The sequence below is a fragment of the Dyadobacter sp. CY323 genome (assembly GCF_021390245.1).
Lineage (GTDB): Bacteria > Bacteroidota > Bacteroidia > Cytophagales > Spirosomataceae > Dyadobacter.
In genome coordinates this window covers 1-12416 of the sequence record NZ_JAJUXH010000025.1, presented here as the reverse complement: position 1 = coordinate 12416, position 12416 = coordinate 1, and the positions used below count along the sequence as shown (strand labels likewise).

11 protein-coding genes are annotated in these 12416 nt (G+C 44.2%); 6 read left to right on the top strand and 5 right to left on the bottom strand.

Going from position 1 to position 12416, the window contains the following annotated elements; all coding sequences use genetic code 11:
* Positions 1 to 18: 18 nt before the first annotated feature.
* The 3 genes from LZG72_RS25715 to sufC form a co-directional block, all read right to left on the bottom strand.
* Positions 19 to 1245, bottom strand: coding sequence for a cysteine desulfurase (locus LZG72_RS25715; protein WP_233878017.1), 1227 nt, complete (start codon positions 1243 to 1245; stop codon positions 19 to 21).
* A 98-nt stretch (positions 1246 to 1343) separates the two neighbouring features.
* A complete protein-coding gene (sufD, locus tag LZG72_RS25710; protein WP_233878016.1) occupies positions 1344 to 2660 on the bottom strand; it encodes a Fe-S cluster assembly protein SufD in 1317 nt (438 codons plus the stop codon).
* A gap of 17 nt (positions 2661 to 2677) precedes the next feature.
* The gene (sufC, locus tag LZG72_RS25705; protein ID WP_233878015.1) at positions 2678 to 3436 is read right to left on the bottom strand and encodes a Fe-S cluster assembly ATPase SufC; all 759 of its coding nucleotides are present in this window, start codon (positions 3434 to 3436) and stop codon (positions 2678 to 2680) included.
* Between the two features lie 257 nt (positions 3437 to 3693).
* Between sufC and LZG72_RS25700 the strand changes: the two genes are divergently transcribed.
* Positions 3694 to 5148, top strand: coding sequence for an arginine deiminase family protein (locus LZG72_RS25700; protein ID WP_233878014.1), 1455 nt, complete (start codon positions 3694 to 3696; stop codon positions 5146 to 5148).
* A gap of 66 nt (positions 5149 to 5214) precedes the next feature.
* A complete protein-coding gene (gene ctlX, locus LZG72_RS25695) occupies positions 5215 to 6168 on the top strand; it encodes a citrulline utilization hydrolase CtlX (RefSeq protein WP_233878013.1) in 954 nt (317 codons plus the stop codon).
* 55 nt (positions 6169 to 6223) lie between these two features.
* Here ctlX and LZG72_RS25690 read toward each other — a convergent pair whose 3' ends face one another.
* The gene (locus tag LZG72_RS25690) at positions 6224 to 6682 is read right to left on the bottom strand and encodes a hypothetical protein (protein WP_233878012.1); all 459 of its coding nucleotides are present in this window, start codon (positions 6680 to 6682) and stop codon (positions 6224 to 6226) included.
* A gap of 231 nt (positions 6683 to 6913) precedes the next feature.
* Between LZG72_RS25690 and LZG72_RS25685 the strand changes: the two genes are divergently transcribed.
* Positions 6914 to 9001 carry a TonB-dependent receptor gene (locus tag LZG72_RS25685; RefSeq protein ID WP_233878011.1) on the top strand — a complete coding sequence of 696 codons (2088 nt, stop codon included), beginning with the start codon at positions 6914 to 6916 and terminating at the stop codon, positions 8999 to 9001.
* A complete protein-coding gene (gene hemW / locus LZG72_RS25680) occupies positions 9001 to 10122 on the top strand; it encodes a radical SAM family heme chaperone HemW (protein WP_233878010.1) in 1122 nt (373 codons plus the stop codon). Before LZG72_RS25685 ends, hemW begins: the two co-directional genes overlap by 1 nt.
* Before the next feature lie 173 nt (positions 10123 to 10295).
* Here hemW and LZG72_RS25675 read toward each other — a convergent pair whose 3' ends face one another.
* Positions 10296 to 10715 carry an OsmC family protein gene (locus tag LZG72_RS25675; protein ID WP_233878009.1) on the bottom strand — a complete coding sequence of 140 codons (420 nt, stop codon included), beginning with the start codon at positions 10713 to 10715 and terminating at the stop codon, positions 10296 to 10298.
* Between the two features lie 257 nt (positions 10716 to 10972).
* Here LZG72_RS25675 and LZG72_RS25670 point away from each other — a divergent pair, with 257 nt between their 5' ends.
* Together LZG72_RS25670 and LZG72_RS25665 are read left to right on the top strand one after the other, a co-directional pair.
* Entirely contained in the window at positions 10973 to 11521 is a 549-nt protein-coding gene (locus tag LZG72_RS25670) for a hypothetical protein (RefSeq protein WP_233878008.1), read from the top strand.
* A gap of 47 nt (positions 11522 to 11568) precedes the next feature.
* On the top strand, positions 11569 to 12189 hold the full coding sequence (locus LZG72_RS25665) for a DUF1684 domain-containing protein (protein ID WP_233878007.1): 621 nt from the start codon (positions 11569 to 11571) through the stop codon (positions 12187 to 12189).
* The last annotated feature ends 227 nt before the right edge of the window (positions 12190 to 12416 follow it).

Here is a 12416-nt window from a genome sequence, read left to right as displayed (position 1 = left end):
GGGTCAATTTAAGAAAAATTATCCAAGCATTTTCTTCACCTTATGAAGGCCCACGACGAGCTTGTCAATTTCTTCGATCGTATTATAAACAGCAAAAGATGCACGTGAGGTTCCGGTGATATTGAATCGGTTCATTAAGGGTTGTGTACAATGGTGACCCGTACGGACGGCGATTCCCTGCTGATCCAAAAGCACGCCGATATCCTGATGATGAACGCCATCAATCACAAAAGAAAGAACGCTAACCTTGTTTTTGGCCTTACCAATGATCCTCAGACCGGCAATTTCACTAACTGCCTCCGTCGCATATTTCAAAAGCTCATTTTCATAAGCTGCGATATTGGTTTTGCCCAAATTATCGACATAATCCAATGCATATTTCGCAGCTACTACATCCGCAATATTAGGCGTACCGGCTTCGAATTTATATGGCAGCTCGTTGTAAGTGGTTTTTTCAAACGTCACTTCTTTAATCATCTCCCCGCCCCCGCGGTAAGGCGGCATCGCGTTCAGTAAATCTCTCTTGCCATACAAAATGCCCATTCCGGTTGGCCCGTAGATCTTATGTAATGACAAAGTGTAAAAGTCACAATTCAAATCCTGCACGTCAATTTCCAGGTGAGAACTGGCTTGTGCGCCGTCAATTAAGACCTTTGCGCCAACAGCATGTGCTTTTTCGATAATCTCTTTAATAGGATTAATCGTACCCAATGAATTTGAAACATGTACCACAGAAACAAATTTGGTCCGTTCTGTTAGCAGCTTTTCATACTCGTCCATCAGGATCTCGCCGTCATCGTTAATGGGGATAACTTTTAAAATGCACCCTTTTTCCTCACAAAGCATTTGCCACGGAACAATGTTGGAATGATGCTCCATGGTCGAGATAATCACTTCGTCCCCTGCCTTCAAAAATGCCCTCCCGTAACTGGATGCGACCAGGTTAATACCATCGGTTGTGCCATAAGTAAAAATGATTTCCTCAGAAAACTCCGCGTTCAGAAACGCTTGTAAACGCTTCCTCGATTGCTCAAAAGCAGAAGTCGCCTTTTCAGCTAGATGATGTATTCCCCTGTGAATGTTGGCATTATAATGCTCGTAATAGCCCGACAATGCATCGAGTACCAGTCTGGGTTTCTGAGTAGTTGCCGCATTATCGAAATACACCAGCGGCCTTCCATTCACCACTTCGTTTAAGATCGGAAAATCATTCCGTATTGAATTTATATCAAGAGTATTGCTCATCGGAAATCATATTTTAGAAAAAAACCCAACCCAAAGAATTGAAGGTTGGGCCGCATAGGTTGGGTTGCAATAAATAGTTGCCGGACAAGCCGGGTATTTCAGGATGCCAATTTTTTCGCGATCACACCTTCGAGATATTCTCTTATGGAATCGATCTTAATCTGAGAAACCACGTCCGCACAAAATGCATACATTAACAGCGCCATTGCCTCGGGCCGGGAAATCCCCCGGGAACGCATATAAAACAATGCTTCCTCATCAATCTGGCCGGTTGTCGTTCCATGAGAACATTTCACATCATCCGCAAATATCTCAAGTTGCGGCTTGGTGTTCATCGTTGCATCCGGTGAGAGAACGATGTTTTTGCAGGATTGAAATGCATTCGTTTTCTGGGCATCGGGACGAACAAAGATCTTTCCGTTGAAAACACCTTTCGCCCTATCCCTCAAAATTCCTTTATATAACTCGTTACTTTCCGAGTTGGGCTTGCAATGATCGGCTACTGTATGATTATCAACATGCTGCGTGCCATCAGGGAAATAAAGTCCATACATATGTGCATCACAACGTTCACCGTCAAGCACAATGTTCAGGTTATTTCTGGTAAAACGCCCATTCAATGTGACAGTTCCCGCATAAAAATGGGAACGATCTGACATGCGCACCTGTGTGGTACCGATGTGATAGGCATTGTCGCTCTCATTTTGTACTTTATAGTACTCTACATTTGCATCTTCGCCCACATAAATCTCAGTAACCGCATTTGTAAATGATCTTTCTGTACCCAATGTCCTGAAAGCCTCCGCCAGTTTCAACGATGAATTCCGGCCCACTGCAATAATGTTACGAGGCTGGCTCCCCACATTCTGAACTCTTGCGTCACTTACAAAACGAAGAATAACAGGATGGGTTACCGACTGATTATCAGGAACATGAATAAAAATACCATCCTGGGCAAATGCCGTATTCAAAGCAGTAAATGCATCCTGCCCGCCTTTTGTCAGCTCATCGAAATAAGAAGTGACCAGTGCCGGAGTTTTTTTGTAGGCTTCTGAAAGAGAGCTTATTGTAATTTCGGTTTGAGAAGAAACAAATCTGGAAAGCTCGGCGGAATAATGTCCGTTCACAAAATAAACAATGTTCGCATCCTGCTCAGGAATTTTCAGGTCTTCCAGTTCCGCAAAACCTACTGAACCTTCCGCTCCAAAGTTATACGAAGCACTTATCAGATCTTTTACATTGCTGTACTTCCATTCTTCATGACGAATAGTCGGGAAGCCCAACCGGTCAAACTCGGCTAATGCAGCACGCTTTTTCTGGTGAAATTCCGAAGAAGCCTCGCCATTCATTACCGATTCACGAGCGTGAAAATCGGTGATCAGCCTGGTTTTTAAATCTATTGTTTCGGTACTCATTGATACGTAATTGATACTTAACTTACTGCTTCAACTTCTGCCTTGATCCAATCATAACCCTTTTCTTCCAGCTCCAAAGCCAGCTCTTTCGGGCCGGACTTCACGATCCTGCCTTTGTAAAGAACATGAACAAAATCGGGTACGATGTAGTCGAGCAAACGCTGATAATGGGTCACAACAATCGCTGCACGATCGGGCGAACGAAGTGAGTTAACTCCTTCTGCTACAATCCGTAAAGCATCTATATCCAGACCTGAATCGGTCTCATCCAAGATAGCCAGCTTAGGTTCAAGAACGGCCATCTGGAAAATTTCATTCCTTTTCTTCTCACCACCCGAAAATCCTTCATTTAAAGCTCTTTTCAGAAGAGAGTCGTTCATACTCACCAACTTGGCTTTTTCGCGAACCATTTTCAGGAACTGCGCAGCGTCCAGCGGGCTTTCACCTCTATACTTGCGGATTTCATTAACCGCTGTCTTAAGAAAGTTGATGGTTGTTACACCTGGAATTTCTACCGGATATTGAAACGCAAGGAAGATACCCTGCGCAGCCCTTTCTTCGGGTGCCATTTCCAATATCTCTTTACCGTCAAAGATTACATTTCCTCCAGTAACTTCATATTCCTCTCTGCCTGCCAAAACCGACGCCAAGGTACTTTTTCCCGAACCGTTTGGCCCCATTATCGCGTGCACTTCACCCGGCTTCACTTCCAGGTTGATGCCTTTTAATATTTCCTTACCTTCAACTGAGGCACGTAAGTCATTAATAGAGAGCATAATTGATTTTATACTTAGAATATAGTTCGTGGAAATTTACCGCAAAAGTAACACGCTTTGCCCGTAAAAGAAAATGAAGCAAAACGCCCAAATGCGTGAACCACATATATTCTACAACCTTTTTAAAAGACGCCTTGTTCCCGTTCATTCCATATTTATAAATGAAATAGTCACAGCACCAGGCAGTTGTACTGAACCCTGTTTTATTAAAAAAGAAACATTTACTTTGCGGGCTACGGTTTTTCAACACTTCATTCATGACAACAAACCCATCATCCGATTTTCCTATTCAAGTATCGTCCGAAACGGGCACGCTGAAAAGGCTCCTTATTCACAGTCCCGATCGTGGATTAGGTAAAGTCGTACCGAGTAAAGCCCAGGATTGGCTGTTTGAAGACATTGTACACCTCGATACGATGCGACGAGATGAATACGATTTCTACGTCAAAATACTCCTGTATTTTCTTGATCCTGAGAAAATTAAGGGAAGGCTGAGCGAAATTGACAAAGACCGCGGAAGATCTTTCTACATCCCGGGATCCGAAAATTATTTCTCCTCTGACCGCGTAGTCGAAATTCAGCGGTTATTAAGTGAAATCCTTCAAGACGACCAGACGCGGGTGAAGCTGACTTCGGCCATTTGTGGGATCGAGCGATGCCCCTACCACATTCAGGAAGAATTAAATACCTACGATCCGAATGAGCTGGCCAAGATATTCATCTCCGGTTCCTACTCGGATGAACGGATGCTTTTCGCGCCGGTGCCAAACCTGATTTTCACAAGAGATATCGGGATCGTAATCAATGACCATATTCTGCTCAACAAACCTGCCAAAACAGCCCGGACCCGCGAATCCATTCTGGCCCAATTTGTATTTTTTTACCATCCCCTTTTTGCACATATCCGCAAAAACCTCATTGAAATACCTGAAAATGAACGGCATTTTTTATTGCCCGATGACGAAAAAGCCAGTGATTTTCAGCGTTGTACGTTAGAAGGTGGAGACGTGATGATGGTAGCACCGAACCATTTGCTGATCGGGTGCAGCGAAAGAACATCTTTATATGCGGCGCAGCAGGTTATGAAAATCCTGTTTGAAAAGAATGTGGTTGAAAAGATCTCAATCATCAAAATCCCTAAAAAAAGGGACTATATGCACATTGACACCATATTTACACAGGTAAAAAAGAATATTTGGGTTTTGCTCGGATCCCTGGCGAGAGTGGGTGACGAGGCTAGGAAAAAGGATGTGCTGCATTTTTTCGCATCCACAGATAGTAATAAGGAATTCCGCATTCTCCAGTTCAGGAAAGGAAGCGAACAGCAACCCCGGGAAATAGAAAACCTGGAAGATTTATTGGCAGAAGTGAGCACCGAAGATTTGGGAAGTACAGAACCCGTTCGTTTTATTTATTCGGGCGGAAATGAATTTCCATATGGCGAGCGCGAACAATGGACCGACTCCTGCAATTTACTGGCATTAAGAGATGGTGTCGTCATCGGATACGATCGAAATGACAAGACATTAGAGGCTTTTCGCCGGGAAGGTTTCAATGCCATTAGTGCACGGGATCTGCTGGAAAAGTTTGAAACAGGGGAGCTTTCGCCAGACAATTTGACGGATACGTTCATTATGCTTCCTTCCGCAGAACTATCCCGCGCGCGTGGCGGGTCACATTGTATGAGCATGCCGTTGCTGCGCGAATTTTAAAATCGTAAATTAGACCAGGACTTGACTAGTCTTAAGACTTACCAAGTCAATCTAAAACCAACTCCTATGCGAATTATTACCTCATCTGCACAGATTCAGCCGCAATCCACGTCCCGGATCATGATGATCAGGCCGGTTAAATTTGGCTTTAATGCACAAACTGCCGAGAGCAACGAATTTCAGAAGGAGGATCTTGAAAATAGTCTCAAACAAACGCATCAACTGGCAAAGGAGGAATTTGATCTGATGGTTGATCAGCTCGAACGCGTAGGGCTGGATCTTTCCATTTTTGAAGATACCGAAGAAGTATTGAGCCCGGACGCTGTTTTTTCCAACAACTGGGTATCGTTCCATCAAAGCGGCAAAGTTGTATTATATCCGATGATGGCAGAAAACCGGCGCACTGAACGGCGCCCGGAAATCATCGAGGCGCTCGGAAAAGATTTCAAAGTCGAAGAAATCATCGACCTGACCTATTTTGAGGAACAAGACAAATTTCTGGAAGGCACCGGAAGCATGGTTTTCGACCGGAGATATAAAATCGCTTATGCGTGCCTTTCGCCGCGCACCCATCTGGAACCGCTTCATGCATTTGCCGATGCGCTGGGATATGAAATCATCGCATTTTCTGCCTCGGATGAAAACGGCAAACCGATTTATCATACCAATGTCCTCATGTGCATCGGGGATATTTTCGCGGTGGTGTGCCTGGATGCCATTAAAGATCCTGATGAAAGACAGCTGGTGCGGGCTGCGCTGGAAGAAACAAACAAATACATTGTAGAAATCACTTTTGACCAGGTACTTCGTTTCGCGGGTAACATGCTGATGGTGAGAAATAAACTCGGTGACAAGTTCCTGGTGATGTCTACACAAGCTAACGAATCTCTCACGAAACAACAGAAACAGGTCCTGAGCGATTATGCGCGAATCGTGCACACGGAACTATCGGTGATTGAAAGCAATGGCGGCGGCTCTGCCAGATGTATGATGACGGAAATCCATCTACCCAGAAGATAAAAAAATGCTCCCAGAAGGAGCATTTTTCCAAATTTCTAACCCTATTTTATAATCCTTAGTCTTTTATTTCAGCCTTGGCTTTTGCTATTTTTTCCTGAGTTTTGGCTTTGAATGAATCCCATTTATCTGCAGTTTCATTCTCTACTTCTTTCCATGAAGCTTTAAGTTCATCCTTTTCTTTGTTCAATTCTGCTTTGCGATCTCTCCATTTCTCTTTTTCATTGGCAGCAGCTTTGTCCATTTTGGCGTCAGCCTCTTCAATCTTCCGGTCCAATTTTGCCACTGCATCATCGATATCCTCTTTCAATGAGGCCTTATCTTCTTTAACCTTAGCTTCGAAGTCGTTTCCGGCTTCTTTTATGTCCGCTTTCGCGTCAGCTACATTATCCTCCATGTCATCTTTGGCCTCTTCAACGGTCTCGTTGGCAGAGTCTTTTGTTTTTTCTGAACAGCTTGTGAAAGTAAGTGCGCCCATTAACATGATGGTTGACACCATCCAAGTGATCTTTTTCATAGTCTTGGTTCTTGTTTGGTATAATCTTTAGTTCAAATTCATTTACAAACGTATACATACAAAAATCTTACCAGGTCACTATACGCGGCAAACAAGCCTGTTTGTAGAATTTAATACTCAAGGATCACAATTTGAACTTCGACTTGGTATGTAGGGTTAAATTGCAAGTAGCCTGACCGAATCGGTTGCTTATAAGTGAAGTTGTACTTTATTGACATTTGTTTAATCTCTATGTTGAAATTTTCCATTCCTGGCCTTTTATCGTCGTTTCTAGTTCTTACTAATCCGGGATTCGCGCAAACAGGATTAACGCAAACAGAAACAGATACCCTTCAAGCGCGCGATTTGAATGAGATCACTGTAAATGCATTTGAATCAAAAGCGGATCCTCTCACCACCACTGCAACCATTGGCCTGCTCACTTCCAGAACATTAGAGCGGTTTTCCACCAATACCTGGGCCAATGCGGTGAGCACCATCCCGGGCGTAAAAATGGAGGAGCGCTCGCCGGGCAGTTACCGTTTTTCCGTGCGCGGCAGTCTTATCCGTTCCCCATTTGGTGTGAGAAATGTAAAGTTCTACTGGAACGGCATTCCATTTACCGATGCGAGCGGCAATACCCCTCTCAATTCATTGGATTACAGCGCAGTGCAGGGTATGGAGATCATCAAAGGCCCGGGAAGCAGCATATATGGAGCAGGTACGGGTGGCGTAGTACTTTTGCAGAGTCATTCAGACAATGCAGCTCAAAATAGGATCGAGCAAAGTGTGAGTTTTGGGAAATACGGATTTCAAAGCCGGAATTCCACCATTCAGCTAGGAGATATTTCCGTGCAATATGGACATAGTGAGCAGGATGGTTACCGCAACCACAGTTCCATGGCGCGTGATGCGATACGTTTTACTTCATCCTCTAAAATCGGCGAAAAAGCGACATTATCCTTACTGGGAATGTATTCCGACCTTTATTACAAAACTCCCGGAGGTATCAACCTGGCCCAATATCAGACAAATCCAAAACTTGCCCGTCAGCCGACGCCAACCGTTCCCGGAAGCGAAATTCAGCATGCGGCTATTTATTCAAAACTGGCATTGCTAGGGGGAAATCTGACACTTCCCCTTTCAGACAGCTGGACACAATCGACCGCACTTTACCTGACATACACCGATTTTGCGAACCCCTTCATTACCAATTATGAAAAGCGTGATGAAAATGGCATTGGCGGAAGAAATATCTGGCAAAACCGTTCACAAATCGGTGGTATTAAAACAAACTGGACCAGCGGTTTTGAATGGCAGTATGGAAAATCGGCCCAGAGAAACTATGAGAATGAAGGTGGCTTGCCAGGCGAACAGCAAACTGTAGAAGATCTGCGAACCACCAACTTATCCATTTTCAGCCAGATTGAAGCTGTTTTCTTTACCGATTTAACATTAAGTGCAGGAGTAAGCTACAATACGTCCAAATATAAATACGAGCGCTTTTTCGAACTTCCATATAATAAAGACCAAAAAACCTTTGATGGAATATTTACCCCCCGATTCGCCGCAAACAAGGTTATTGCAAAAAACTGGGCGGTTGTAGCGTCTTACAGCGGAGGTTTCTCTCCCCCAACTTTGCAGGAAGTCAGACCATCCGCAGGTGGTTTCAGAAAGGACCTGGAAGCTGAAAAAGGTGCAAATACCGAAGTAGGTATCCGCAGAACCGGCAAACGCATCACCGGTGAACTCAGCCTTTATCACTTCGGACTACGGGAAACAATCGTACGACGGACCAACGAGGGAGGCGCGGAATTCTTTATTAATGCAGGAAAAACGAAGCAAAAAGGAATGGAGTGGAGTGTCGCTTACGACATCATTTCAGATCCGCGTTCCATTGTTATGCTGAAACTGTGGAATACCGGAACGTATACCAAATACACATTTGAAAACTTCCAGTCTGCGGAAGTAGACCTGAGTGGAAAACTGATCCCCGGAATCCCGCGGTTTTCTCAAACTTCGGGGCTTGATGCATTATTCAGATATGGATTTTCTGCATTCGTTACCTATCAGCATGGTGGTTCGTTTTATTTAAATGATGCGAACACCGTGAAAAACACACCTTATAACCAGTGGATTGCAAGGGTGAGCTGGAAGAAAAGCTGGGGACAACATTTTTACAGCGAACTTTCTGCCTCCGCCGAAAAAGTGAATGCGGGCATTTACAGCCTGGGTTATGACCTGAATGCATTCGGAAACCGTTACTATAACGGCGCTCCAAAAGATAACCTCTGGGCTGGTGTGAAAATCGGCTGGGAGTGGCAGAAAAATTCCAGGTAATGCATCTATACATTCATATTCCCTTTTGCAGACAAGCTTGCCATTATTGTGATTTCCATTTCAGTACCAATATTGCGAATAAGCGTGCTATTGTTGAAGCGATAGCACGCGAAATCGTTTTGCAGAAAACGTACCTTTCCGCTGCACCTATTGAAACGGTCTATTTCGGAGGCGGGACCCCATCCATGCTGGACCGGTCCGAACTGGAATTGATATTGCAAACGATCCGGCAGCATTTTGAAGTCATTTCCGATCCCGAATTCACCTTGGAAGCGAATCCGGACGATCTCAGCGAGACGAAATTACAACAACTCTTCGACGCCGGAATAAACCGGCTAAGTATCGGGATCCAGAGTTTTAACGACGCCCACCTGACTTTCTTAAACCGTATCCATTCTGCTTTTGAAGCTGAAAATTGTGTAAACACAGCTCGCAACATAGGGATTAAAAATATTTCCATTGACTTGATTTACGCCATTCCGGCACCGGACCATAGTATCCTTCATGGTGATCTGCAAAAAGCATTTTCGCTGAATGTGTCGCACATTTCGGCCTATTGTCTTACCATCGAGCCGCAAACCGCATTTGGGAGCTGGTTAAAGAAAAAGAAAATTAAACCAATCGACGAAGAATTTGCTGCGCAGCAATTTGAGATACTCGTGAAAACCCTGGCCGAGAATGGTTTCGAACAATATGAGATCTCCAATTTTGCAAGGAACGAGCAATATAGCCGGCATAACAGCTCATACTGGAAACAGCGCCCCTACCTCGGTGTCGGCCCCAGCGCGCATTCATATAATGGCATTAGCCGAGCATTTAACGTCGCAAACAATGCGAAATACCTTCAAGCAATTCATGAAAATGTGATTCCGGCGACTTTGGAAATTTTGTCTGCTGCCGACCAAACGAATGAATATGTGCTGACTGGCCTGAGAACCAAATGGGGCGTTAATAAAGACAAACTGGAACTGCTATCCGAAGGAAAGTTTTTTTCTACCCAGCGGACCGAGCTCGAAAAGATAAAGGATTTCGGCTGGATTCGGGAGGATTCAGAGACGTTGATACTGACAGAATCCGGGAAGCTTTTCGCAGATCGCATCGCGAGCGACCTGTTTATTTAGGCCTAACGGCCGTTGTTGGTGTTGTCACCAACAACAATGATGTCGCAACGGCGGTAGTTGGTGGTCCGCGGCGGTCGACGGCGGTCCGCGGCGGTCGTTGGTGACAACACCAACGACGGCGGCGAACGGCGACGGCAGCGACCGCGACCGCGGCAACCACGACAGTCAGGAAACTAGGCCAAAGTAGCGTTTAGCGTGATCTCTGCATTCAGCAACTGTGAAATCGGACATTCCTTTTTAGCCTTATCCGCAATCTGTGCAAATTGATCCGCAGAGATATCCGGGATTGTTGCCGTAAGTTCAATGGCGCTTTTTACCACCTGGCCTTTTGCCGGATCCAGTGAAACAGTAGCGGTTGCATTCAATTCATCGGCAGTAAAACCGGCTGCATTCAATTCAAAGCTCAGCTTCATGGCAAAACATCCCGCGTGGGCTGCTGCAATGAGCTCCTCAGGATTTGTTCCTTTACCTTCTGCAAAACGGGTATTGAATGAATATTGCGTATTTTCCAAAACAGTACTTTGAGTGCTGATCGTACCAGATCCTTCTTTTCCTGTACCCTTCCAGACGGCTGTTGCTTTACGGTTAATCATGACGGTTTATTTAAATATGTTAAAAAATGCTTGTTTACGCTGAAATGTAACATCTATCTTTTAGCAACGCAAATTATTATACTGTGAATGAAAGCAATAAAATACAGGAAGTCTGAGTTCCAGACTATGTTATTCAGAAGAATCGTGGCGGGACATTTAGTTAATGAAAGTTAACGGCCGACTGGGATTAAACTTTATAATTGCATTTCAATCTAAAAACAAATCTCAATTCAATTCTCATTTAATTTTAGCAAATCATGAACAAAAAACTCATCCCCCTGCTGCTCGTTCTCGTAGCGCTTTTTCAAGGTTGCCAGGGTCCCGAAGGACCTCCGGGACCTGAGGGAGGTAGCATAGACGTTACAGGCACGACTTTTGATTTAATAAATGTAAATTTCACCGCAGCCAATAAATTTGAATACGGCCTGAATTACGCAGACGCGAAAGTGACTGTTCTGGAATCGGATGCGGTATTGGTGTACGTTCACTGGAATGACGTGCCAACCGGTGGAACAACTATGAAAGCGTACCGTTTGCTGCCACAAACTGCCTATTTTACGTCCGGTGGGTTGCTGACTTACAACTTCGACCAGACCAAAAACGACTTTTCGGTCTTTCTGGATGGTAATGTAGATCTGACGACACTGGCAGATGAATGGACAAAGAACCAGACTTTCAGAGTAGTCATTGTTCCATCTGATTTTGCGGCACGTACAGGTGGCTCAGTAGATTTCAATGATTACAATGCGGTAGTAAAACATTTTAACATCGACGAATCAAAAATTCGTAAAATACCGGCGCATTAATTAAAAAAATCCGGTAATTACGTTACCGGATTTTACTTTTATCAAATATGAAGTACATTATCAACACACTGCTGTCACTACTTTTCCCAATCGCATTTACCTGTGCCCAGGATTTTTCCAGGGAAACGCTGGCGTTTCGGGACAATTACAAAAAGGAATTTTTGCATTCCGAAAACTCCCCGCTGAAAAAAGCGGATCTCCCTTTTCTTCAATTCTACGAGCCGGACTCTGCCTATCGGGTGGTGGCAAAGTTTGAAAAAAGTCGTGGCCAATCTTTTGAAATGCCCACGTATAGCGGCGTTAATAAAACCTACGTAAAATATGGCACGTTGAAATTCCGGGTGAATGGCAAAAAGCAAAAGCTGAATGTATACCGAAGCCTCAGTCTGCAGCAACTGGCAAAATACAAGGATTACCTTTTTGTCCCTTTCAAAGATAAAACCAACGGAGTCGATTCATATGGCGGTGGCCGTTATATCGATATGAAAACGACTGACATCAAGAACAATACCTACGTTCTGGACTTCAACAAAGCATACAACCCATATTGTGCATACAGCGACGGATACAATTGCCCCATTCCGCCAGCGGAAAATCACCTACTCATCCCCATCGCGGCCGGTGAGAAAAAGTTTGTTAAAGAACATCAGGAAGCGAGTTTGAAATAGGGGTTAGGTGTGAGATGTGGAAAGTGAGATGTGAGATGTGGAAAGTGAGATGTGAGATGTGGAAAGTGAGATGTGAGATGTGAAAAGTGAGATGTGATGTGAAAAAAGTGGACACTATCTCAAAATCTGTGTAAAGTTTAAATCGGGGTTTGTAACTCCGATTTTTTACTTTTAACAAAACACAGTTTATGAGACCAGAAGATTTGTTGACTGATGAGTTTTTAAAG

Bases quoted from the DNA above. Each gene is read 5' to 3' on its own strand.
- LZG72_RS25715 (WP_233878017.1), bottom strand. From the start codon at position 1,245: ATGAGCAATACTCTTGATATAAATTCAATACGGAATGATTTTCCGATC.
- sufD (WP_233878016.1), bottom strand. From the start codon at position 2,660: ATGAGTACCGAAACAATAGATTTAAAAACCAGGCTGATCACCGATTTT.
- sufC (WP_233878015.1), bottom strand. From the start codon at position 3,436: ATGCTCTCTATTAATGACTTACGTGCCTCAGTTGAAGGTAAGGAAATA.
- LZG72_RS25700 (WP_233878014.1), top strand. From the start codon at position 3,694: ATGACAACAAACCCATCATCCGATTTTCCTATTCAAGTATCGTCCGAA.
- ctlX (WP_233878013.1), top strand. From the start codon at position 5,215: ATGCGAATTATTACCTCATCTGCACAGATTCAGCCGCAATCCACGTCC.
- LZG72_RS25690 (WP_233878012.1), bottom strand. From the start codon at position 6,682: ATGAAAAAGATCACTTGGATGGTGTCAACCATCATGTTAATGGGCGCA.
- LZG72_RS25685 (WP_233878011.1), top strand. From the start codon at position 6,914: ATGTTGAAATTTTCCATTCCTGGCCTTTTATCGTCGTTTCTAGTTCTT.
- hemW (WP_233878010.1), top strand. From the start codon at position 9,001: ATGCATCTATACATTCATATTCCCTTTTGCAGACAAGCTTGCCATTAT.
- LZG72_RS25675 (WP_233878009.1), bottom strand. From the start codon at position 10,715: ATGATTAACCGTAAAGCAACAGCCGTCTGGAAGGGTACAGGAAAAGAA.
- LZG72_RS25670 (WP_233878008.1), top strand. From the start codon at position 10,973: ATGAACAAAAAACTCATCCCCCTGCTGCTCGTTCTCGTAGCGCTTTTT.
- LZG72_RS25665 (WP_233878007.1), top strand. From the start codon at position 11,569: ATGAAGTACATTATCAACACACTGCTGTCACTACTTTTCCCAATCGCA.